Here is a 23,189-nt window from a genome sequence, read left to right on the forward strand (position 1 = left end):
GCGGCGGTCTCGTGTGCGAGTGGTCCAGGAAGATCCGCACGCCAGAGTAGCGAGCGGGGCAGGCGAGGGAGATCGTTCCCGAAAGCTGCCGGTCCTGGACTGTCGCCGGAGCATGGGCACGCTCCCCATGCCGGGTTCACTGGCGCCTTGGCGCCGTGGGCTTCCTGAAACCACGAGGCCCTGCTATTATTTCTTGTTCCCTTTTGCCGGGATTGAACCCCTGGCAGCAAACCAGTTGGAGATCCGCGCATGGCGCGTATTGCAGGTGTGAACCTGCCTGCCCAGAAGCATGTCTGGGTTGGGCTTCAAAGCATTTTCGGCATTGGCCGTACCCGTTCGAAGAAGGTCTGCGAAGCCGCAGGCGTGACCTCGACCACGAAGATCCGCGATCTGTCCGAACCGGAAGTCGAGCGTCTGCGCTCGGAAGTCGGCAAGTACGTGGTCGAGGGCGACCTGCGTCGCGAAGTCGGCATGGCCATCAAGCGTCTGATGGACCTGTCGTGCTACCGCGGCCTGCGTCACCGTCGTGGTCTCCCGCTGCGTGGCCAGCGCACCCGGACCAATGCACGCACCCGTAAGGGTCCGCGCAAGGCCATCAGGAAGTAAGGAGCACAGCCATGGCCAAGCCCGCAGCTACCAAGACCAAGAAGAAGATCAAGCGCGTCGTCACAGACGGCATCGCGCATGTCCACGCTTCGTTCAACAACACGATCATCACGATCACCGACCGCCAGGGCAACGCGCTCTCGTGGGCGACCTCGGGAGGCGCGGGTTTCCGCGGCTCGCGCAAGTCGACCCCGTTCGCAGCCCAGGTCGCCGCAGAGAAGGCCGGCAAGGCCGCCCTCGACTACGGCGTCAAGTCGCTTGAAGTCCGCATCAAGGGCCCGGGTCCGGGTCGTGAGTCGGCCGTGCGCTCGCTGAACAACGTGGGCTACAAGATCATCAACATCATCGACGTGACGCCCATCCCGCACAACGGATGCCGCCCGCCGAAGAAGCGTCGCGTCTAAAGGAGCGATAAGAAATGGCTCGTTACATCGGTCCTACCTGTAAGCTCGCGCGCCGTGAAGGCGCCGACCTCTCCCTCAAGAGCCCGACCCGCGCGCTCGACTCGAAGTGCAAGCTCGAGCAGAAGCCCGGCCAGCACGGCGCCGGTACCGGCGCGCGTCGCAGCAAACTGTCGGATTACGCCACCCAGCTTCGCGAGAAGCAGAAGGTCAAGCGTATCTACGGTCTGCTGGAGCGTCAGTTCCGCAACTACTACAAGAAGGCGTCGAACAAGAAGGGCAACACGGGTGAAAACCTGCTGCAGCTCCTCGAGACGCGTCTCGACAACGTCATCTACCGCATGGGCTTCGCGGTGACCCGTCCGGCCGCGCGCCAGCTGGTGTCGCACCGTGGCGTCACGGTCAATGGCCAGTCGGTGAATCTGCCGTCGTACCAGGTCAAGGCAGGCGACGCGATCGCACTGTCGGAGAAGGCACAGAAGCAGCTTCGCGTGCAGGAAGCGCTCACCGTGTGGTCGACGATGGATCTGTCCCCGTCGTGGGTCGAAGTCGACTCCAAGGCGTTCAGTGGTGTGTTCAAGTCCGTTCCGGATCGCGCTGATCTGCCGGCGGATATCAACGAAGCGCTGATCGTCGAGCTGTACTCGAAGTAATTCAACCAGGCACCGCCGCGTGGAAAGCGCGGCGGTCCTCAGGAGACACACACACATGACGGCAACCGCCAACCAGGTCCTGCGTCCCCGCGGCCCTCAGATCGAACGTCTCGCGGGCAACCGCGCGAAGGTCGTGATCGAGCCGCTGGAGCGTGGGTACGGGCACACGCTGGGCAATGCCCTGCGTCGCGTGCTCCTGTCGTCGATTCCGGGCTTCGCGATTACCGAAGTCGAGATCGACGGCGTGCTGCACGAGTACAGCACCATCGAGGGCCTGCAGGAAGACGTGCTGGAAGTCCTGCTCAACCTCAAGGACGTCGCCATCCGCATGGGCACCGGCGAAACGTCCACGCTGTCGCTGTCGAAGACGGGCGCGGGGGTCGTGACGGCCGCTGATATCAAGACCGACCACAACGTCGAGATCCTCAACGGCGAGCACATCATCTGCAACCTGACCAAGGACGCGTCGATCAACATGCGTCTGAAGATCGAGCGCGGTTTCGGCTACCAGCCGGCCTCCGCACGCCGTCGTCCGGACGAGGAGACCCGCGCCATCGGTCGCCTGATGCTGGACGCGTCGTTCTCGCCGGTCCGTCGCGTGGCCTATGAGGTCGAAGCGGCACGCGTCGAACAGCGTACCGACCTCGACAAGCTGGTCCTGGACATCGAGACCAACGGCACGATCGATGCCGAGGAAGCCGTGCGCACCGCCGCCGACATCCTCACCGATCAGCTGTCGGTGTTCGGCGACTTCACGCACCGCGATCGCGGCGCTGCCAAGCCGCAGGCGCCGGGCGTGGATCCGATCCTGCTGCGTCCGATCGATGATCTGGAACTGACGGTGCGTTCGGCCAACTGCCTCAAGGCCGAGAGCATCTACTACATCGGCGACCTGATCCAGAAGACCGAAGTCGAACTGCTCAAGACCCCGAACCTCGGCAAGAAGTCGCTGACCGAGATCAAGGAAGTCCTGGCGCAGCGTGGCCTGGCCTTGGGCATGAAGCTCGAGAACTGGCCGCCGACCGGTGTGGCCGCGCACGGCATGCTTGGGTAAGCAACCGCGTCTGGCCGGTGCCTTCAGGCACCGGCCGCGGGTGCGAACGCCCGGCGTGCTTCGCCGGGCCGGGGTGCTAACGCGGCGAAGCCGCGGCTCCGACGCAGTTTGATCGTTGAATGCAAGACCGCGCCGACGGGCAGAAGCCCGCGGCGTTGCCGGTGAAGGACGACCGGTTCCGGACCATCCGCAGTCCAAGTTCCAACGCCAGGACGGCGACAACGCTGCACACAGACCCACTATTCCTATCTGAAGGATCCATCCCATGCGCCACCAGAAAGCCGGACGCAAGTTCAACCGCACCAGCGCCCATCGTGAAGCGATGTTCCGCAACATGGCCGCTTCGCTGATCAAGAGCGAACTTATCAAGACCACCCTGCCGAAGGCCAAGGAACTGCGCCGCGTCGCAGAGCCGCTGATCACCCTCGGCAAGGTCGACAGCGTCGCCAACCGTCGTCTCGCCTTCGCGCGTCTGCGCGACAAGGAAGCCGTCGGCACGCTGTTCACCACCGTCGGCCCGCGCTACAGCGCGCGTCCGGGTGGCTACCTGCGCATTCTCAAGTGCGGCTTCCGCGCCGGCGACAACGCGCCGATGGCGTATGTCGAGCTGGTCGATCGCCCGCAGGCGTCGGTCGAAGCCGAGTAATCCCCATCATGACGACCTGCGCCACGCGCGCAGGTTCCCGTCATCGATGGAACGAAGCCCCGGCAATCGCCGGGGTTTTTGTTTACGCGGTGCGGGACGATAATCGCGACACCCTATCGACGGTCTGCCCATGAATCCTGTCCGCTGGTCGTTCCGCACACTGATGTTCGTCGGCGCCGTCGCCTGCTTCGCACTGATCGGATTTGCGATCTACTCGCAGCTGCAATGGGGCCTCGAACCGTGCCCCTTGTGCATTTTCCAGCGGCTGGCCTTTGCGGCGCTGGGTGTCGTGCTGCTCGTCGCCGCGCTCCATGCACCGCGCGGGCGCGGGGGGCGCACCGTCTACGGGCTGCTGGGCTTTGCGGCCGCTGCGGTCGGCATCGGTATCGCCGGTCGTCATGTGTGGCTGCAGATGCATCCTCCAGGCTTCGCGACCTGCGGCGCGCCGTTCGCGTTCATGCGCGAGACGATGGATACCCCGACGCTGATCCAGAAGGTGCTGACCGGTTCCGGCGACTGTGGTGCGGTCGACTGGACGTTCCTCGGCCTGTCGATGCCCGCCTGGAGTCTTGTGTGGTTCCTGCTGCTGGCTGCGGTTGCGTTGTTCGCCGGCCTGCGCACGCGCCGCTGAGCGGCTGGGGGCAAAATTGACGCGGAGCAGCAAACTGCGATGATGGCGACCCGCGAGAGGAACACCCCATGCCGTCGTCCAATGAGCGCAGCCTGCAACCCGTGAACCTGCCTGAAGACTGGCAGCCGGAGAGCTGGCGCACGCGCCCGGCCAAGCAGTTGCCGACCTATCCCGATCAGGCCGCGTTGGCCGCCGTGCAGGAAGAGCTGCGGGCGCTACCGCCGCTGGTGACTTCGTGGGAAATCCTGAGCCTCAAGCAGCAGCTGGCCGAAGCACAGGAAGGTCGGCGTTTCCTGCTGCAGGGCGGCGACTGCGCGGAGAACTTCGGCGACTGCACGTCCGATGTGATCTCCAACCGGCTCAAGGTGCTGCTGCAGATGAGCCTGGTGCTCGTGCACGGCATGCGCCTGCCGGTCGTGCGCGTGGGCCGCTTCGCCGGCCAGTACGCGAAGCCGCGTTCGGCCGACACCGAAACCCGGGATGGCGTGACGCTGCCTTGTTACCGCGGCGACGTGGTCAATGCGCCGGCGTTCACGCCCGAAGCCCGGATTCCGGACCCGCGCCGCATGGTGCGCGCGCATGCGCGTTCGGCGATGACGATGAATTTCGTGCGCTCGCTGATCGACGGGGGTTTCGCCGATCTGCACCACCCCGAGTACTGGGGTCTGGAGTGGGTGGGCGAGTCGCCGCTGGCCGAGGAATACCAGCGCATGGTCTCCGGTCTCGGCGACGCCGTGCGCTTCATGGAAACGCTGGCGGGCACGCAGGTGCACAACCTCAACCGCGTCGACTTCTACACCTCGCACGAAGCCCTGCTGCTGCCCTACGAGGAAGCGAACACGCGGCAGGTGCCGCGCCAGTGGGGCTGGTTTAACCTCAGCACGCATTTCCCGTGGATCGGTGTGCGCACGGCTGCGCTCGACGGCGCGCACGTGGAGTACTTTCGCGGACTGCGCAATCCGATCGGGGTCAAGGTCGGTCCGACTTCCACAGCCGATGAGCTGCTCCGCCTGATCGATGTGCTCAATCCCGACGACGAGCCGGGCCGCCTGAGCCTGATCCACCGCATGGGCGCGACCCAGATCGCCGAGCGTCTGCCGGCCCTGCTCGACGCGGTGCGCCGCTCCGGCCGCCGCGTACTGTGGATCTGCGATCCGATGCATGGCAATACCGAATCGACCAGCAACGGCTACAAGACCCGCCGCTTCGACAACATCCGCAGCGAGATCGAGCAGGCGTTCGAACTGCATGCCGCGGCGGGCACGCGGCTGGGTGGTGTGCATCTCGAGCTCACCGGTGAGGATGTCACCGAGTGCATGGGCGGCGCGCGGGCGCTGACGGAAATCGATCTCGAGCGTGCCTACAAGAGCCAGGTCGACCCGCGCCTGAACTACGAGCAGGCGCTGGAGACGGCGATGCTGATCGTGCGCAAGCAGGTGCAGGTCAACGGATTGTCGCGCCAGTAACGTTTCCCGCTGCCTGTCTCGGCAGCGCCCGCGATTCAGTCGTCGAGCGCCGCTGCTGCGGCCGCGAGGGCGGCCGCAGCAGCGGCGGTTTGCGGCGACGTCAGAACACGTCCAGATTCGGAGCGCGCATCGAGATCCAGATAGCGCGCATCGATGCGCGCCGCCGCTGCGATGCATTTGGGGATATCGGCGATGCCTTCGGGGAAGTCACGATCGCGTAGCGCGTGGGCCTCCTCGACAATCATGGCGTTGCGCCCCTCGACAAATTCGCGGCGGCTCCCTTCGATACCGTGCGCGTCCAGCAGGTCTTCGACGCGGGTCATCCAGCTCAGGGCGATCTGCAGCGCGCCTTCATTGCGTGTCTGCCATGCGGCGTAGGCCCGTTGCGCGTCAGGGCCGATGGGTGCTGGAAGCGGGCCACAGGCATCGACGAGTGCGGACCGGGCGAAGTAGGCCGCGGCAAGCGCCTGGACGGCGGCATGCATCGGTTCGATCAGGCGATCGTCCGCGCGTGCGTCCGGCGCGTTCGTGAGCAGGGCAAGGCCGAGCGCCAGTGCCGGGAGGTGCGTCTTCAGGTTGAAAGAATGCATGCGCATGAATCTCCACGAGCGACGGGCGTCGTCAGAAGAGCATGGCGGCGACGGGTGGCTTCAGCCATCGGATCAGGTCGCGTTCCGGCGTCGGTGCAGGTCGCGCGCCAGCACCAGCACGATCATCAGATTGAGCAGGAGAACACCCCAGGTCACCCAGTCGGGATGCTGCCACAGCGCATAGACCTCGAACGGGAGATAGGCCGCCGCGCCGATGCAGCCCAGCCAGGACGCCCACGCGCGATGGCGCCACAGCCCCCAGGCTTCGAGCAGACGCATGCCCGCGTACACCAGGCCGACGGCAACCGCGATATGCAGGTTCTGGGGGGTGATGGCGTCGAGCAGCGCGCTGCTGCCGCGTTGCGCCGTGACGCCGAACCGGGCCAGTCCGTTTTCCACTTCGCGCTGCAGCGCATCCGGGCCGATCGCCGTCAGGGCAGCCGCGCCGAGCATGGCGATGACGCCCTTGGTGGCCTCGAACAGTGCGATGGCGCGCAGTCCACGAAGTGGTACGGGCGTGGACTCGGACATCAGAACAGGGCGGCCTGGTGTGGGGGCGACGGAAGCGCCGTGCCGGTCAAGGACCAGGCGGCGCGCGCATCGTAGCGTCCGCCCACGTTGAACAGAAGCTCGAACGCGTCGACGGCGAGCGGTTCCATGCTGCAGTCAACGGTGTCCAGCCAGGGCTGGGGGCCGAGCGCGGTGTCGAGATAGGCGAGGGTCAGGTGTGGGCGCGTGGTCGCCTGCACCGGGACGATGTCGCTGCGGCGCATTGCATCGCGCGTGGCGTCGCACAACGCCTGCAATGCGGGACAGGGCCGCGGCAGGGCGACAATGGCGCCCGACTGCGGCCAGTAGGCCAGGCGTTCCACGGACCATGCGTGCGCCGGAATACCAGCGGCTGCATCTGCGAATGCGCGCAGCAGTGGCGACATCGCGGCCGCCGCGAGCTCCTGCCCGATGAAGCAGAGCGTGACATGCCACTGGTCGGCGCGGCGCAGATGCAAAGACGGCGCGCCCGGAGGGCACGCCGTCTGCAAACGATGCGACAGGTCGGCGAGCGCTGCCCGGCCGTCGGCGCCGGGGCGCCAGGCCGGGAATGGCGCCTGGGTCACGAACCGCTGCGGGAGGCGCGCTTGCGATCGCTTTCGGTCAGGAACTTCTTGCGCAGGCGGATTTCCTTCGGCGTGACTTCGACCAGCTCGTCGTCATCGATGAAGTCCAGGGCCTGCTCCAGCGAGAACTTGATCGCCGGCGTCAGCGCGATGGCATCGTCCTTGCCCGAAGCGCGCATGTTGGTCAGCGGCTTGGTCTTGATCGCGTTGACGGTCAGATCGTTGTCCTTGGAATGGATACCGACCAGCTGGCCCTCGTACACGTTGTCGCCCTCGGCGGCGAACAGCTTGCCGCGCTCCTGCAGCGGGCCGAGCGAGTAGGCCGGCGTGGCGCCCGGCGCATTGGCGATCATCACGCCGTTCAGGCGCTTGGCGATCGCGCCGGTTTCCTTCGGGCCGTAACGGTCGAACACGTGGAACAGCAATCCGCCGCCCTGGGTCAGGGTCTTGAACTCGTTCTGGAAACCGATCAGGCCACGGGCCGGGATCTCGTAGTCCAGACGCACGCGTCCCTTGCCGTCCGACTCCATGTTCTTCAGCTGGCCCTTGCGGATGCCGAGCTTCTCCATCACGCCGCCCTGGTGCTGCTCTTCGACGTCGACCACCAGCTGCTCGATCGGCTCCATCTGCTGGCCGTCGATCTCCTTGATGATCACTTCCGGGCGCGACACGGCCAGCTCGAAGCCTTCGCGGCGCATGTTTTCGATCAGCACCGACAGATGCAGTTCGCCGCGGCCGGAGACCAGGAACTTGTCCGCGTCCTCCAGCTGCTCGACCTTCAGCGCCACGTTGTGAACAGTCTCGCGCTCCAGGCGGTCCTTCAGCTGGCGGCTGGTCAGGAACTTGCCGCCGGACAGGTCCTTGTTGCCGGCGAACGGCGAGTTGTTGACCTGGAAGGTCATCGAGATGGTGGGCTCATCGACGGTCAGCGCCGGCAGCGCTTCCGGCGTGTCCAGGGCGCAGACCGTGTCGGAAATCGTCAGGTCCTGGATACCGGAGATGGCAACGATGTCGCCGGCGGCGGCGGTGTCCTGCTCGATGCGCTCCAGGCCCAGGAAGCCCAGCACCTGCATCACCTTGCCCTGGCGCTTCTTGCCTTCACGGCTGATGACCGAGACCGGCATGTTCTTCTTCAGGGTGCCGCGCTGGATGCGGCCGATGCCGATCACGCCGACGAAGTTGTTGTAGTCCAGCTGGCTGATGCGCATCTGGAAGGGGCCGTCCGGATCCACTTCCGGCATCGGCGCGTGCTGCATGATCGCTTCGTACAGCGGGGTCATGTCGCCCGAGCGTGCGGCGTCGTCGAGGCTCGCGTAACCGTGCAGCGCCGAGGCGTAGACGATCGGGAAGTCGAGCTGCTCATTGGTCGCGCCGAGCTTGTCGAACAGGTCGAACACCTGGTCGATCACCCAGTCCGGACGCGCGCCCGGACGGTCGATCTTGTTGACGACGACGATCGGCTTGAAGCCCATCGCAAATGCTTTCTGGGTCACGAAGCGCGTCTGCGGCATCGGGCCGTCCATCGCGTCGACCAGGATCAGCACCGTGTCGACCATCGACAGCACGCGCTCGACCTCGCCGCCGAAGTCGGCGTGGCCCGGGGTGTCGACGATGTTGATGCGGTTGCCGTTCCAGGTGATCGCCGTGTTCTTGGCCAGGATCGTGATGCCACGCTCCTTTTCCTGATCGTTGCTGTCCATCACGCGCTCGGCGAGCACGGTGCGCTCGGACAGGGTGCCCGACTGCTTCAGCAGACAGTCGACGAGGGTGGTCTTGCCGTGGTCGACGTGGGCGACGATGGCGATATTGCGCAGGCGTTCGATGGACATGGGCAAGGCTGCGCCAGAGTCGAAGACCGGGGCGCACAAGAGTCAGTGAAAGAGCCCCGCATTATAGCGTGTTGCGCTGCCGCATGCCGGACGGCGGGACGGGCCGCTTGAAACCGGTCGCCCGGGGCCGCATGTCGCGGGTTCGTCGGTGCGCCGATGATTGTCCCTCAACCAGGATTCCTCATGTCCCTGAACGCTGTATTCGATACCGACCGTGGCCAGATCAAGGTCGAGCTGCACGCCGACAAGGCGCCGCTGACCGTGGCCAACTTCGTCAACCTCGCCCAGCGCGGGTTCTACGACGGGCTCAGCTTCCACCGTGTGATCCCGGACTTCATGATCCAGGGCGGCTGCCCCGAGGGCTCTGGCCGCGGCGGCCCGGGCTACAAGTTCGAAGACGAGACCAACAACGGCGTCAAGCACGACCGTGGCGTGCTGTCGATGGCGAACGCAGGTCCGAATACCAATGGCAGCCAGTTCTTCATCACCCACATCAAGACCGACTGGCTGGACGGCAAGCACACCGTGTTCGGCAAGGTCACCGAGGGCCTGGATGTGGTCGATGCGGTCAAGCAGGGCGACGCGATCAAGTCGATCAAGATCGAAGGGGATGTCGACGCCGCGCTGGCCGCCAAGGCCGACCGCGTTGAGGAATGGAACAAGATCCTCGCTGAGTGATTGACTGGACAGGCCGGCGATTTGCCGGCCTGTTTCCTTTGAGGCGTCCAATGGCTTCGAGTAACGCGAGGTGGTGTGGTCTGGCGCTCGCGCTGGGCCTCGGCATGCTGTCCGGATGCGGGCCCTCCTCGCCGGGCGCCGGCGTCGAGTCCGCGAGCGAAGCGCCGTCGGGCATGTCGCAGGCGCAGGATCTCGAACGCGGCCTAGACGGCATCTGGAGTACCGGTGTGTCGCAGGGCGACGATGCCGAGACGATCTACGCCATCGAATGGCAGGACGCGTATGGCCTGCGGATTGTCCGCAATGGCGCCCCACTTGCAGGTGCGGTCGAGGATGTCGATGTCGACAACCAGACGCTGGCCTTCCGGGTCGCCCGCGAGAACGGTCCCGATGAAACGGTCACGCTGCGCAGGGTGCAGGACCCTGCATCAGGGCCGGGTTTCACTTTGCGGGTCACCTGGGCGCAGGGGCGGACCGAGATGCTTGGCTTCGTGCGCCGCCTGACCGATCGTGACCGGCAGGAGATCGAACTGGAAATCCGCCAGACCGCCGTGTTGCCGCAGGCCGTGGCCTGCGGTGGCGACGCGCGGGCGGACAGCCTGCGGGCGACGCTGGCCTGCAGCGAGATCGAGTTCGCCGAACTCGATCGTGGACTGCGCACGCAGCTGGTCGAGTTGTCGGCGCGATACCCCGATGGCGACCGCACCGCGGCCGCCGTGGTGAAGCAGCTCGATGCCTGCAAGACCCCCGAGTGTCTGCGCGACGCCTACGCGCAGTGGCAGACCTATTTCGACGACAACTACGACCTCGGCGACGTGCTCGATTACCTCTGAGGACGCGCTTCGCACTGCGCCCGCTACGGCGGTCGCAACAGGGGTGCGTGGTACCATCTGCCGCCGAAAATCAGCGCTTCCGCCGCATTCCCGACGCTCCACGAAGAGATTCCCCTATGCCCCAGCTCGCCGCGCGGACCGCTCGCGCCAAGCCCAGCGCCATCATGCAGGTCGCCGAAAAGGCGAAGCGCCTGAAGGCCGAAGGCCGGGACATCATCAGCTTCTCGATCGGGGTGCCGAACTTCCTGCCCGGTCCGCATGTGTATGCGGCCGCGCGCGAGGCGCTCGATCACGACAGCGGCCAGTACGGCAGCAACCGCGGCAGCGATGCGCTGCTCGACGCGTTCATCGGCCATCTCGATCGCATCGGCCTGCCGAGCTATACCCGCGCGCACTGCGCCACCGGCATCGGCGCCAAGCACATCCTCTACACGCTGGCCGAAGTGCTGCTCGACGAAGGCGATGGTTTCGCGTTCGCCACGCCCTACTGGACGACCTATCTGGACATCGCGCAGATCGTCGGCGCCGACATCCAGCTTTTGCCGTGTCCGCCCGAGCAGGACTACAAGCTCACGCCGGCGCAGCTCGATGCCGCGCTGGCGAAGAAGCCCAAGGTCTTCCTGTTCAACAATCCGTCGAACCCGACCGGCATGGTCTATACGCGGGACGAGATCGCTGCGCTGGCCGACGTGCTGGTGCGGCATCCCGACACCTGGATCATCACCGACGACATCTACAACCGGATGGTCTTCGACGGTATCGGCTACCACAACGTCGTGCAGGCGCGGCCCGAACTGCGCGAGCGCACGATCTTCGTCGACTCGCTGTCCAAGACCTACGGCATGCCGGGCTGGCGCGTGGGCTTGCTGGCCGGGCCGGAGGTCGTCGCCAAGGCATTCGCGACGATGAACTCCAACCACATCACCAATGTGCCGGAAGTCGTGACCGCCGCCGCGGTCGCCGCGCTGTCCGGCCCGCAGGATGTGCCGACGGCGAAGTGCGCCGAATTCCAGACGCGCCGTGACCTGGTGATGGCGGCGCTGGCAGAAATTCCGGGCGTGGTCTGCCCGAAACCCGCCGGCGCGTTCTACGTGTTTCCCGACATCAGCGTCGCGTTCGGCAAGTCGCATGGCGACCTCCGCATCGAGAGCGACGTCGACCTGTGCAATGCGCTGCTCGAAACCAAGGGCGTGGCCTGTGTGCCGGGCTCGGCGTTCGGCGAGCCACGCGCCTTGCGCATCAGCTACACCTGTCCTGAAGCGCAGCTCGCGCCCGGGCTTGCCCGCATCCGCGAATTCTTCGCGGAGCTGACCTGATCGGCCGGCCTCCGCCGCCCGCGCCTTGACACCCCACGAGAAATCAGAGGAATGCATATGAAGACCCCCGTCCGTGTTGCCGTGACCGGCGCTGCCGGCCAGATCGGTTATGCCCTGCTGTTCCGGATCGCCTCCGGCGAAATGCTGGGCAAGGACCAGCCGGTGATCCTGCAGCTGCTCGAACTGCCGATCGACAAGGCACAGGCCGCGCTGAAGGGCGTGATCATGGAGCTCGAGGATTGCGCGTTCCCGCTGCTGGCCGATGTCGTCGGCACCGACGATCCGGAAGTCGCGTTCAAGGACGCCGACATCGCCCTGCTGGTCGGCGCACGTCCGCGCGGCCCGGGCATGGAGCGCAAGGACCTGCTGCTCGAGAACGCCAAGATATTCACTGCCCAGGGCGCGGCGCTGAACAAGGTCGCCTCGCGTGACGTCAAGGTGCTGGTGGTCGGCAACCCGGCCAACACCAATGCCTACATCGCCATGAAGTCGGCGCCGGATCTCAACCCGCGCAACTTCACCGCGATGCTGCGCCTCGACCACAACCGCGCGCTGAGCCAGCTGGCGACCAAGGCCGACGTGGCCGTGGGCGACATCGAGGGCCTGATCGTGTGGGGCAACCACAGCCCGACCATGTACCCGGACTACCGCTTCGCGACCGCGAAGGGCGTCAACCTCAAGGACAAGGTCAACGACGCCGACTGGAACGCCAATACCTTCATCCCGCAGGTCGGCAAGCGCGGCGCGGCGATCATCGAGGCGCGTGGCCTGTCCTCGGCCGCGTCGGCCGCCAACGCCGCCATCGACCACATCCATGACTGGGTGCTGGGCAGCAACGGCAAGTGGGTGACGATGGGCGTGCCGTCCGACGGCAGCTACGGCATTCCGGAAGGCGTGATCTTCGGCTTCGCGGTGACCACCGAGAACGGCGAGTACACGCTGGTCAAGGACATCGAAGTCGACGACTTCAGCCAGAAGGCCATCGACAAGACCTTGGCCGAGCTCGAGGAAGAGCGCAGCGGCGTGGCGCATCTGCTCAGCTGATCGAAAGCCTCCATGGCCGGTGGTCCGCACGGATTGCGTGCGCGAACTGTCCGGGCCGGGGTTGATCGTTCCGATCGACCTGTCGCGAAAAAGCCGGGGTTACCCGGCTTTTTCCATGTCCGGGGTGCGCCCAAGACCAAGGTCGTAACGCGCCGCGGTCGGCGCGGGTCTAGCCTCCGGACATCGGCAACGGGAGGCGACCATGGATTACGCAGAGTTCCATCGACGTTCCATCCAGGATCCGGAAGGTTTCTGGGGCGAGCAGGCGCAGGCGATCCACTGGCACAAGGCGCCGGATCGGATCCTCGATTACTCGAACCCGCCGTTCCGCAAGTGGTTCGCCGGCGGCGAGACCAACCTCTGCTACAACGCCGTCGACCGGCATCTCGAGGCGCGCGGTGACCAGCTCGCACTCGTCGCGATCTCCACCGAGACCAACGAGACGCGCGAGATCACCTACGCGCAGCTGTATCGCGAGGTCAACGACTTTGCCGCGGTGCTGGTCGCGCTCGGCGTGGGCCGCGGTGATCGCGTGGTCATCTACATGCCCAACATGGCCGAGGCCGCGTTCGCGATGCTGGCCTGCGCGCGCATCGGCGCGGTGCACTCGGTGGTCTTCGGCGGATTCGCCGCGCACAACCTTGCCCTGCGCATGGACGATGCCGCACCGAAGCTGCTGATCGCGGCCGACGCCGGCAGCCGCGGCGGCAAGACCATTCCGTACAAGCCGCTGATCGACGCCGCATGCGCGGAGACGACATCGCCGCCGCCGCACGTGCTGATCGTCGACCGCGGACTCCATCCCGGCTATGCGCGCGTCGAGGGCCGTGACGTCGATTACGCGACGATCCGCGCGCAGCACGCCGGCACCGACGTGCCGGTGGCGTGGCTGGAATCCAACGAACCCAGCTATCTGCTCTACACCTCCGGCACCACCGGCAAGCCCAAGGGTGTGCAGCGCGATGTGGGCGGGTATGCGGTGGCGATGGCGCTGTCGATGTGGTCGATCTACGACATCCGACCCGGGCAGGTGATGTTCACCACGTCCGACGTCGGCTGGGCGGTCGGCCATTCCTACAACGTCTACGGCCCGCTGATCGCCGGCGCGACGGTCATCCTCTATGAAGGACTGCCGACCAGTCCCGATGGCGGCATCTGGTGGAAGATCTGCGCCGACTATGGCGTGCGCACGATGTTCTCGTCGCCGACCGCGATCCGCGTACTGAAGAAGCAGGATGCGAAATTCCTGACGCAGTACGACCTGTCGAAGCTCCAATACCTGTTCCTCGCCGGCGAACCGCTCGACGAACCCACCGCGAGCTGGATCAGCGCAGGCCTCGGCGGCACGACCATCATCGACAACTACTGGCAGACCGAAACCGGCTGGCCGGTGCTGGCGCTGATGCCGGGTGTCGAGATGAAACCCGTCAAGTTCGGCTCGCCCGGCCTGCCCACGCCGGGCTACGACCTGCGCGTGATCGATGAAGCCACCGGCGAGCGGGTGCCACCCGGCACCAAGGGCGTGCTGGTGATCCAGCCGCCGTTGCCGCCAGGCTGCATGACCACGGTGTGGAAAGACGACGCGCGCTTCCTGTCGAGTTACTTCTCGCACTTCACGGAACTGCTCTACAGCTCGCTGGACTGGGCGATCCAGGATGAGGACGGCTACACCTTCATCCTCGGCCGCACCGACGATGTGATCAACGTCGCCGGCCATCGCCTCGGCACGCGTGAGATCGAGGAGGCGGTGTCCAGCCATCCGGCCGTCGCCGAGGCCGCGGTGATCGGCGTGGCCGACGAGCTCAAGGGCCAAGTGCCCATTGTGTTCGTGACGTTGAAGCAGGCATCGGCGGATGCGGACGCGCAGCACGCGACCGCCGGCGAGATGATGCGCACCGTCGCGGATCAACTCGGCGCCGTCGCGCGTCCGGCGCGGGTCTACGTGGTCAACGCCTTGCCGAAAACGCGTTCGGGCAAGCTGCTGCGGCGTTCGTTGCAGGCGCTGGCGGAATCGCGCGATCCCGGGGATCTGTCGACGCTCGACGACCCGAATGCGCTGGAGGAAGTACGCCGCGTGCTGGCGCGGGGCGCGGACGCGGGCTGATTCTTGGGGCACTTGCGGGGTGGGTTCGTGGGCGCACTTCTGTTCGGAACACGCGACAGGTTTCAACGGGAATGCCCATCGCGCGTGAGCGCGCTTTTACAGATCCGGCGCGGCGGCGGCGCGATGTGTGTTTGCTCGGCGCAGTCCGATAGTTCGCGGCTGAACCTGTAGGAGCGCGCTTGCGCGCGATGTGGCTGTTCCGGGAATGCCATCGCGCGCAGGCGCGCTCCTACAAGGGCGCATTCCACACCACGAAACGCATTCGCTATTCCGCCGGCGCGACGCCGCTGTAATGCGCGCGCGGACGGATCAGCGTGCCGAGTTCCTGCTGCTCCAGCGCATGCGCCAGCCAGCCGGCGAGCCGGCCGGCGGCGAACATGCACAATGCTGGCGTCGCCGGCAGGCCATGCACGAAACAGATCGCGGCGAGCATGCCGTCGATGTTGGGATGGCGGCCGCTGGTCTCGGCTGCGGAACTCAGCACCGCTTCGACCTGCTGCATGCGTGCATCCCCCGCGTGGCGCGCGCGCAGCATCGCCAGCACTTCGGCGGCGCGCGGATCGCCATCGGGGTACAGCACGTGATGGAAGCCGGGCAGGTCGTCGCCGCGTTGCCAGCGTTCGGCGACGAAGGCAGCAGGCGAGGGCGCATCGCAGGCTTCGCGGATCAGCGCATGCGCGCGCGCCGTCGCGCCGCCATGGCGGGGGCCCGACAGCGCGGCGAGCCCGGCGCAGACCGTCGCGTGCAGGTGCGCGCCGGTCGACGCGACCACGCGCGCGGCGAACGCCGACACGTTGAGCTCGTGGTCCGCGCACAACACCAGCGCCGCGCGCACGAGCTCGGCGAATGCGGCATCTCCGGGGCGCCAGGCATCGGCGAGCAGGATGTGCACCGGACGCGCGTCCGGTGAGCCTGCGACCAGCAGCGCCGCGTTCTGCCGCAGCAACGTGGCGGCGACGCCGCGCTTGGCTGCGGGCGCGGCGCTCAGCGAATGCCGCAGGTCCGGCGCGAGCAGCGGGATCACCGCCATCGCGCGTTCGATCGGCGGCAAGCTGGCATCGCCAGCAATCGCCGCGACGCGCGCGGGCCAGTCGCCGGTCTCGGCGTCGAAGGGATCGGCATCGCCGCAATCCCACAGCAGTCGCGCGGTGTCTTCGAGCGTCGCGCCGCTGCGGACCATCGTGACCGCGGAACGCCCGCGGTAATAAGGACTGTCGGGCCGGATCAACGAGATCCGCGTCTCCATCACCGGCAGGCCACGGTCGAGGCTCTGCGCCGCGCCGCGCGCTGCGCCACGGCCTGCGCGCTTGCGCTGGGTCAGGCGCTCGACGTCCTGGCGGAGATAGACGCGGCTGCGATGGTCGGCACCGGGGCGCGATTCGAGCAGGCCTCGGCTGACATAGGCGTAGAGCGTCGCGGTGCTGATCCCGAGCGCAGCGCAGGCCTCGGCTGCGGACATCAGGTCGCCATCGTTCGCATTCACAGTGAATTCCGATGTATTGATTGATTCGATCAAGATTGATCAACCAGTCGGATGGTGCCAGATTGCACGCCATCGCGGTACACCGCAGCTCCGGAGTCGACCCCATGTCCACCGTTTCCGCAGGCGCCCGGTTCCGCGCCGCCCTGGCCGCCGAATCGCCGTTGCAGGTGATCGGCGCTATCAACGCCAACCACGCGCTGTTGGCCAAGCGCGCCGGCTTCCAGGCGATCTATCTGTCGGGCGGCGGCGTGGCCGCAGGCTCGCTGGGTCTGCCGGACCTGGGCATCAACACGCTCGAAGACGTGCTGATCGACGTGCGCCGCATCACCGACGTCTGCGATCTGCCGCTGCTGGTCGATATCGACACCGGCTTCGGCGTGAGCGCGTTCAACATCGAGCGCACGGTGAAGTCGCTGATCAAGGCGGGCGCGGCGGCGTGCCATATCGAGGACCAGGTCGGCGCCAAGCGCTGCGGCCACCGCCCCGGCAAGGAGATCGTGTCGCAGGGCGAGATGGTCGACCGGGTCAAGGCTGCGGCCGATGCGAAGACCGATCCCGACTTCTTCCTGATCGCGCGCACCGATGCGATCCAGGTCGACGGTGTGGACGCCGCGATCGAGCGCGCCGTCGCCTGCGTCGAAGCCGGCGCCGACGGCATCTTTGCCGAGGCCGCCTATGACCTCGACACCTATCGCCGCTTTGTCGACGCGGTCAAAGTGCCGGTGCTGGCCAACATCACCGAGTTCGGTGCCACGCCGCTGTTCACCCGCGACGAGCTGGCCTCGGCCGGTGTCGCGATCCAGCTGTTCCCGCTGTCCGCATTCCGCGCGGCGAACAAGGCCGCCGAAGCGGTGTACACCGCAGTACGCCGCGACGGGTCGCAGCAGGCTGTCGTCGACACGATGCAGACCCGCGAGGAACTCTACGAGCGCATCGGCTACCACGCGTTTGAACAGCGGCTCGACGCGCTGTTCGCATCCGAGAAATAAGCGACTCCCGATCTTTTCATCCGTGCCCGCGGGCATCCAACGGAGATTCCAGATGAGCGACACCGCCACCACCGCCCCCGGCTTCAAGCCGAAGAAGTCCGTTGCGCTGAGCGGCACGGCCGCCGGTAACACCGCGCTGTGCACCGTCGGCCGCAGCGGCAACGATCTGCACTACCGCGGCTACGACATCCTCGATCTGGCGCGCACCAGCGAGTTCGAGGAGATCGCCTATCTGCTGGTGCACGGCAAGCTGCCGACCGAAGCGGAGCTGCGCGGCTACAAGGCCAAGCTGAAGTCCCTGCGCGGCATCCCGGCGGCGGTCAAGGCCGCGCTGGAAGAGCTGCCGCCGTCGGCGCATCCCATGGACGTCATGCGCACCGGCGTGTCGGTGCTCGGCTGCGTGCAGCCGGAAAAGGACGACCACAACCATCCCGGCGCGCGTGACATCGCCGACAAGCTGATGGCCTCGCTCGGTTCGATGCTGCTGTACTGGTACCACTGGAGCCACAACGGCCGCGCGATCGACGTGGAGACCGATGACGATTCGATCGGCGGGCACTTCCTGCACCTGTTGCACGGCGTGCCGCCGCGCGAATCCTGGGTCAAGGCGATGCACACCTCGCTGATCCTGTACGCGGAGCACGAGTTCAACGCGTCGACCTTCGCCTGCCGCGTCATCGCCGGCACCGGCAGCGACATGCATTCTTGCATCACCGGCGGCATCGGTGCCCTGCGCGGCCCGAAGCACGGCGGCGCGAACGAAGTCGCGTTCGAAGTGCAGAAGCGTTACGACACGCCGGATGAAGCGGAAGCCGACATCAAGGCGCGCGTGGAAAAGAAGGAAGTGATCATCGGCTTCGGCCACCCGGTCTACACCGTCAGCGATCCGCGCAACGAGGTCATCAAGGACGTCGCGCGCGAGCTGTCGGATGAAGTCGGCAGCCGCAAGATGTACGACATCGCCGAGCGCCTGGAGACGGTGATGTGGGACATCAAGAAGATGTTCCCCAACCTCGACTGGTTCAGTGCAGTGAGCTACCACATGATGGGCGTGCCGACGGCGATGTTCACCCCGCTGTTCGTGATCGCGCGCACCGCCGGCTGGAGCGCGCACGTCATCGAGCAGCGCATCGACGGCAAGATCATCCGCCCCAGCGCGCACTACACCGGTCCCGAAGACCAGGCGTTCGTGCCGATCGCCGAGCGCTGAGCGCCCGGCCGGGATTCGGGCGTCGGGATTGGGGATTAGGTTCGCCCGGATCCCGCTCTTCCGGATCCCGAATCCCTCTTCCCCAATTCCGGTTCCAACGCCAGCCATGAACAGCCAGCACCGCAAATCCCTTCCCGGCACCAAGCTCGACTGGTTCGACGCGCGTGCCGCCGTCGAAGCCCTCGCGCCCGGCGCGTACGACCGCATGTCCTACACCGCGCGCGTGCACGCCGAGAACCTGGTGCGGCGCTGCGAACCGGCGCAGCTCGACGACGCGCTGCGCCAGCTGATCGAACTGCGGCAGGACATCGACTTCCCGTGGTATCCGGCGCGCGTGGTCTGTCACGACATCCTCGGCCAGACCGCGCTGGTGGATCTGGCCGGTCTGCGCGATGCGATCGCCGATCAGGGCGGCGATCCGGCGAAGGTTAATCCGGTCGTGCCGGTGCAGCTGATCGTCGACCACTCGCTGGCGGTGGAATGCGGTGGCTACGATCCGGATGCGTTCACCCGCAACCGCGAGATTGAAGATCGCCGCAATGCCGACCGCTTCCACTTCATCGACTGGACCAAGCGCGCGTTCCACAACGTCGAGGTGATTCCGCCGGGCAACGGGATCATGCACCAGATCAATCTGGAGAAGATGTCGCCGGTGGTCTACGTGCAGGACGGCGTCGCGTTTCCGGACACCTGCGTCGGCACCGACAGCCACACACCGCACGTCGATGCGCTGGGCGTGATCGCGATCGGCGTCGGCGGACTCGAAGCCGAGAACGTCATGCTCGGCCGCGCGTCGTGGATGCGCACGCCGGAGATCGTCGGCGTCGAACTCGCAGGCCGTCCCGGCCCGGGCATCACCGCCACCGACGTCGTGCTGGCGCTCACGGAATTCCTGCGCAAGTCGAAGGTCGTCGGCGCGTATCTGGAATTCCGCGGACCTGGCGCGGCCGCGCTGTCGGTCGGCGATCGCGCGACGATCTCCAACATGGCGCCCGAGTACGGCGCGACCGCGGCGATGTTCTTCATCGACGACAACACACTCGACTATCTGCGCCTGACCGGCCGCGAAGACACGCAGGTCGCGCTGGTCGAAACCTATGCCAAGGCCGCCGGCCTGTGGGCGGATTCGCTGGCCAGCGCCGAGTACGTGCGCACGCTGCACTTCGACCTGTCGAGCGTGGTGCGCAACATGGCCGGCCCGTCGAACCCGCACAAGCGCGTGGCGACCAGCGATCTTGCCGCCAGCGGCATCGCCGGCGCGTGGGAGATGCCGACCGACGGCACGATGCCCGACGGCGCGGTGATCATCGCCGCGATCACCAGCTGCACGAATACATCGAATCCGCGCAACGTCATCGCCGCGGCGCTGCTGGCGCGCAACGCGAACGCGCGCGGCCTGACGCGCAAGCCGTGGGTCAAGAGTTCCCTCGCGCCGGGCTCCAAGGCGGTGCAGCTGTATCTCGAAGAGAGCGGTCTGCTGCCGGATCTCGAGCAGCTGGGTTTTGGCATCGTTGCCTTCGCCTGCACCACCTGCAACGGCATGAGCGGCGCACTGGATCCGGCGATCCAGCAGGAGATCATCGACCGCGATCTGTATGCGACCGCCGTGCTCAGCGGCAATCGGAATTTCGACGGCCGTATCCATCCCTACGCCAAGCAGGCCTTTCTCGCGTCGCCACCGCTGGTCATCGCGTATGCGATCGCCGGCACCGTGCGCTTCGACATCGAGAAGGACGTGCTGGGCATCGACCACGACGGCAACGCGGTCACGCTCAAGGATCTCTGGCCGTCGGATGAAGAGATCGACGCGGTGGTCAAGGCCAGCGTCAAGCCGGAGCAGTTCCGCGCCGTTTACGGCCCCATGTTCAAGCTGCACGTCGACACCGGCGAGCGCGTCGCGCCGCTGTACGACTGGCGCGAGATGAGCACCTACATCCGCCGTCCGCCGTACTGGGAAGGCGCGCTGGCCGGTGCCCGCACCATGACCGGCATGCGTCCGCTCGCGGTGCTCGGCGACAACATCACCACCGATCACCTGTCGCCGTCGAACGCGATCATGGCCGACAGCGCGGCCGGCGAGTACCTCGCGAAGATGGGCGTACCGGAAGAGGACTTCAATTCCTACGCCACCCATCGCGGCGATCACCTGACCGCGCAGCGCGCAACGTTCGCCAACCCGAAACTCGTCAACGAGATGGCGATCGTCGACGGCACCGTGCGTCAGGGTTCGCTGGCGCGCATCGAGCCGGAAGGCCAGGTCGTGCGCATGTGGGAAGCGATCGAAACCTACATGGAACGCAAGCAGCCGCTGGTGATCATCGCCGGCGCCGACTACGGCCAGGGCAGCTCACGCGACTGGGCGGCCAAGGGCGTGCGTCTCGCGGGCGTGGAGGCGATCGTGGCCGAAGGCTTCGAGCGCATCCACCGCACCAACCTGATCGGCATGGGCGTGCTGCCGCTGGAGTTCCAGCCCGGCGTGACCCGGCTGACGCTCGGCATCGACGGCACCGAGACCTTTGATGTGATCGGCGACCGCACGCCGCGCGCGATGCTGACGTTGGTGATCAACAGGACCGACGGCACCCAGCTCAACGTGCCGGTGCTGTGCCGTCTCGATTCCGACGAGGAGACATCGGTGTACGAAGCCGGCGGCGTGCTGCAGCGCTTCGCGCAGGATTTTCTGGAGTCTTCGAAGGCGGCCTGAGGTTTTTAAGCCCCTCTCCCCTTGCGGGAGAGGGGTTGGGGAGAGGGGAAGTGGATCAACGCGCATTTGCTAAACAGCTGCGTCGAAACATGACCGACGCCGAGCAGTTGCTCTGGCGTCATCTCCGCGCCCACCGCTTCGAGGGGCAGAAGTTCCGCCGCCAGCAGCCGATTGGTTCTTACGTCGTCGACTTCGTGCATTTCAGTGCGCGTGTGATCGTAGAAGCAGATGGCAGTCAGCACGTCGAATCGCTGAAAGACGTAGCTCGCGACGCATGGTTGAAAGAGCAAGGCTTCCAAGTGCTGCGCTTCTGGAATGACGACATCCTGCAGCGCACCGAGTCTGTGCTCGAAGCGATCTGGAATGCGTTGCGGGAAGCACCCCTCTCCCCCGACCCCTCTCCCGCAAGGGGAGAGGGGAGACAAGCCAAGACAAAGCGAGTGAACGTCATGCCCCTTGCTCCCCAACTCCGCATCCCCGCCACCTACATGCGCGGCGGCACTTCGAAAGGCGTGTTCTTCCGCCTCGAAGACCTGCCTGCGGCCACGCATGCGCCCGGACCCGCGCGCGACGCGCTGATGCTGCGCGTGATCGGTTCACCCGATCCCTATGCCAAGCACACCGACGGCATGGGCGGCGCGACCTCGTCGACCAGCAAGTGCGTGATCATCGGACCATCGACGCGTCCCGATCACGACGTCGACTATCTCTACGGCCAGGTATCGATCGACAGCGCGTTTGTCGACTGGAGCGGCAACTGCGGCAACCTCAGTACCGCGGTCGGGCCGTTTGCGATTGCCAATGGTCTCATCGATGCGTCGCGCATTCCGGAGCACGGCACCGTCGCGGTGCGCGTGTGGCAGGCGAACATCGGCAAGACCATCATCGTGCACGTGCCGGTGGCAGACGGGCAGGTGCAGGAGACCGGCGATTTCGAACTCGACGGCGTGACGTTCCCGGCGGCGGAGATCGTACTGGAGTTCGTGGATCCCGCCGACGAAGGCGAGGGTGAGGGCGGTGGTGCGATGTTCCCCACCGGCAACCTCGTTGACGATCTCGAAGTGCCGGATGTCGGCACGCTGCGCGCGACGATGATCAATGCGGGCATTCCGACGATCTTCGTCGACGCCGATGCGATCGGTTACACCGGCGCCGAGCTGCAGGACGCGATTAACGGCGATGCAAAAGCGCTCGCGATGTTCGAGACGATCCGCGCGCATGGCGCGGTGCGCATGGGGCTCATCAAGACTGTCTCCGAAGCGCCGAAGCGCCAGCACACGCCCAAGGTCGCCTTCGTCGCACCGCCGCGCGACCACGTGGTGTCGAGCGGCAAGGCGATCGCGGCCGCTGATATCGATCTGCTGGTGCGCGCGCTGTCGATGGGCAAGCTGCACCACGCGATGATGGGCACGGCGGCCGTCGCGATCGGTACGGCGGCGGCGATTCCCGGCACGCTGGTGAATCTGGCCGCGGGCGGCGGCGCGCGCACCTCGGTGCGCTTCGGGCATCCCTCGGGCACCTTGCGTGTCGGCGCGGAAGCCGTGGAGGTCGACGGCCAGTGGACCGTCGCCAAGGCGATCATGTCGCGCTCTGCGCGCGTGCTGATGGAAGGCGCGGTGCGGGTGCCGGCAGACGCGCTGGGCTGATTTCATCGCCCAGACTTGACATGGGCGCAGCCCGCCGCGTCCGGCGCGTCATCCACAGTCGGTGTGGATGGTTTGCGGGGAAGTCTGTGGATAAGCGCCGCGCATGCCCTGTCGGCGCGGCGCGCATGCCGGTGGTGAAAGATTCGCCACCGCCTCCTGGCGTGCACGACGACGGTCTTGACCCGCGCACG

The 23,189-nt window shown here is 66.4% G+C and carries 21 protein-coding genes and 1 pseudogene; 17 read left to right on the top strand and 5 right to left on the bottom strand.

From position 1 onward, the window contains the following. Positions 1-249: 249 nt before the first annotated feature. The 7 genes from rpsM (at position 250) to J2X52_RS07345 (ending at position 5,457) form a co-directional block, all read left to right on the top strand. Positions 250-606, top strand: a complete 357-nt coding sequence (rpsM, locus tag J2X52_RS07315; RefSeq protein WP_232134471.1) for a 30S ribosomal protein S13 — start codon at positions 250-252, stop codon at positions 604-606. A gap of 11 nt (positions 607-617) precedes the next feature. Beyond that, positions 618-1,010 (top strand): 30S ribosomal protein S11, encoded by a 393-nt coding sequence (gene rpsK / locus J2X52_RS07320; protein WP_096297427.1) that lies wholly within the window; start codon positions 618-620, stop codon positions 1,008-1,010. 14 nt (positions 1,011-1,024) lie between these two features. After that, positions 1,025-1,660, top strand: a complete 636-nt coding sequence (gene rpsD / locus J2X52_RS07325) for a 30S ribosomal protein S4 (protein WP_159679869.1) — start codon at positions 1,025-1,027, stop codon at positions 1,658-1,660. Between the two features lie 55 nt (positions 1,661-1,715). Next, positions 1,716-2,714: a DNA-directed RNA polymerase subunit alpha gene (gene rpoA / locus J2X52_RS07330; protein WP_310150848.1), complete on the top strand. Its 999-nt coding sequence runs from the start codon at positions 1,716-1,718 to the stop codon at positions 2,712-2,714. A 265-nt stretch (positions 2,715-2,979) separates the two neighbouring features. Next, the gene (gene rplQ, locus J2X52_RS07335) at positions 2,980-3,360 is read left to right on the top strand and encodes a 50S ribosomal protein L17 (protein WP_159679865.1); all 381 of its coding nucleotides are present in this window, start codon (positions 2,980-2,982) and stop codon (positions 3,358-3,360) included. A gap of 130 nt (positions 3,361-3,490) precedes the next feature. Further along, positions 3,491-3,991, top strand: coding sequence for a disulfide bond formation protein B (locus J2X52_RS07340; protein ID WP_310150853.1), 501 nt, complete (start codon positions 3,491-3,493; stop codon positions 3,989-3,991). 68 nt (positions 3,992-4,059) lie between these two features. Continuing rightward, the gene (locus tag J2X52_RS07345) at positions 4,060-5,457 is read left to right on the top strand and encodes a 3-deoxy-7-phosphoheptulonate synthase class II (RefSeq protein WP_310150856.1); all 1,398 of its coding nucleotides are present in this window, start codon (positions 4,060-4,062) and stop codon (positions 5,455-5,457) included. Between the two features lie 35 nt (positions 5,458-5,492). On the opposite strand, the gene J2X52_RS07350 is transcribed toward J2X52_RS07345, so the two are convergent. The 4 genes from J2X52_RS07350 to typA form a co-directional block, all read right to left on the bottom strand. Then, positions 5,493-6,047 carry a hypothetical protein gene (locus J2X52_RS07350; RefSeq protein WP_310150858.1) on the bottom strand — a complete coding sequence of 185 codons (555 nt, stop codon included), beginning with the start codon at positions 6,045-6,047 and terminating at the stop codon, positions 5,493-5,495. A gap of 72 nt (positions 6,048-6,119) precedes the next feature. Then, positions 6,120-6,578, bottom strand: coding sequence for a DUF2127 domain-containing protein (locus tag J2X52_RS07355; protein ID WP_310150861.1), 459 nt, complete (start codon positions 6,576-6,578; stop codon positions 6,120-6,122). Continuing rightward, entirely contained in the window at positions 6,578-7,162 is a 585-nt protein-coding gene (locus tag J2X52_RS07360; RefSeq protein ID WP_310150863.1) for a 2'-5' RNA ligase family protein, read from the bottom strand. The genes J2X52_RS07355 and J2X52_RS07360 overlap by 1 nt, the downstream gene beginning before the upstream one ends. Next, on the bottom strand, positions 7,159-8,991 hold the full coding sequence (typA, locus tag J2X52_RS07365; protein WP_310150866.1) for a translational GTPase TypA: 1,833 nt from the start codon (positions 8,989-8,991) through the stop codon (positions 7,159-7,161). The genes J2X52_RS07360 and typA overlap by 4 nt, the downstream gene beginning before the upstream one ends. 183 nt (positions 8,992-9,174) lie before the next feature. Between typA and J2X52_RS07370 the strand changes: the two genes are divergently transcribed. The 5 genes from J2X52_RS07370 (at position 9,175) to prpE (ending at position 14,966) form a co-directional block, all read left to right on the top strand. Further along, a complete protein-coding gene (locus J2X52_RS07370; RefSeq protein ID WP_310150868.1) occupies positions 9,175-9,669 on the top strand; it encodes a peptidylprolyl isomerase in 495 nt (164 codons plus the stop codon). A 50-nt stretch (positions 9,670-9,719) separates the two neighbouring features. After that, complete coding sequence (locus J2X52_RS07375) at positions 9,720-10,502, top strand: hypothetical protein (RefSeq protein WP_310150871.1); 783 nt, start codon at positions 9,720-9,722, stop codon at positions 10,500-10,502. 116 nt (positions 10,503-10,618) lie between these two features. Next, on the top strand, positions 10,619-11,818 hold the full coding sequence (locus tag J2X52_RS07380) for an aminotransferase class I/II-fold pyridoxal phosphate-dependent enzyme (protein WP_310150874.1): 1,200 nt from the start codon (positions 10,619-10,621) through the stop codon (positions 11,816-11,818). A 57-nt stretch (positions 11,819-11,875) separates the two neighbouring features. After that, positions 11,876-12,862: a malate dehydrogenase gene (locus J2X52_RS07385; protein ID WP_310150878.1), complete on the top strand. Its 987-nt coding sequence runs from the start codon at positions 11,876-11,878 to the stop codon at positions 12,860-12,862. 202 nt (positions 12,863-13,064) lie between these two features. Beyond that, positions 13,065-14,966: a propionate--CoA ligase gene (gene prpE, locus J2X52_RS07390; RefSeq protein WP_310150879.1), complete on the top strand. Its 1,902-nt coding sequence runs from the start codon at positions 13,065-13,067 to the stop codon at positions 14,964-14,966. 265 nt (positions 14,967-15,231) lie between these two features. On the opposite strand, the gene J2X52_RS07395 is transcribed toward prpE, so the two are convergent. Continuing rightward, positions 15,232-16,449, bottom strand: a complete 1,218-nt coding sequence (locus J2X52_RS07395) for a citrate synthase family protein (RefSeq protein WP_310150882.1) — start codon at positions 16,447-16,449, stop codon at positions 15,232-15,234. Between the two features lie 104 nt (positions 16,450-16,553). On the opposite strand from J2X52_RS07395, the gene prpB reads away from it, so the two are divergent. The 5 genes and pseudogenes from prpB to prpF all read left to right on the top strand — a co-directional run bounded on the left by prpB (position 16,554) and on the right by prpF (position 22,998). Then, positions 16,554-17,438 (top strand): methylisocitrate lyase, encoded by an 885-nt coding sequence (gene prpB, locus J2X52_RS07400; protein ID WP_310150885.1) that lies wholly within the window; start codon positions 16,554-16,556, stop codon positions 17,436-17,438. Positions 17,439-17,490: 52 nt separating this feature from the next. After that, the gene (gene prpC, locus J2X52_RS07405) at positions 17,491-18,648 is read left to right on the top strand and encodes a 2-methylcitrate synthase (RefSeq protein WP_310150888.1); all 1,158 of its coding nucleotides are present in this window, start codon (positions 17,491-17,493) and stop codon (positions 18,646-18,648) included. Between the two features lie 106 nt (positions 18,649-18,754). Beyond that, positions 18,755-21,352: a Fe/S-dependent 2-methylisocitrate dehydratase AcnD gene (gene acnD, locus J2X52_RS07410; protein ID WP_310150891.1), complete on the top strand. Its 2,598-nt coding sequence runs from the start codon at positions 18,755-18,757 to the stop codon at positions 21,350-21,352. A gap of 89 nt (positions 21,353-21,441) precedes the next feature. After that, positions 21,442-21,711: pseudogene (locus J2X52_RS07415) on the top strand (DUF559 domain-containing protein); the annotation flags it as partial. A gap of 90 nt (positions 21,712-21,801) precedes the next feature. After that, positions 21,802-22,998, top strand: coding sequence for a 2-methylaconitate cis-trans isomerase PrpF (prpF, locus tag J2X52_RS07420; RefSeq protein ID WP_310151221.1), 1,197 nt, complete (start codon positions 21,802-21,804; stop codon positions 22,996-22,998). The last annotated feature ends 191 nt before the right edge of the window (positions 22,999-23,189 follow it).

This window comes from Luteimonas sp. 3794 (assembly GCF_031456825.1).
GTDB lineage: Bacteria > Pseudomonadota > Gammaproteobacteria > Xanthomonadales > Xanthomonadaceae > Luteimonas.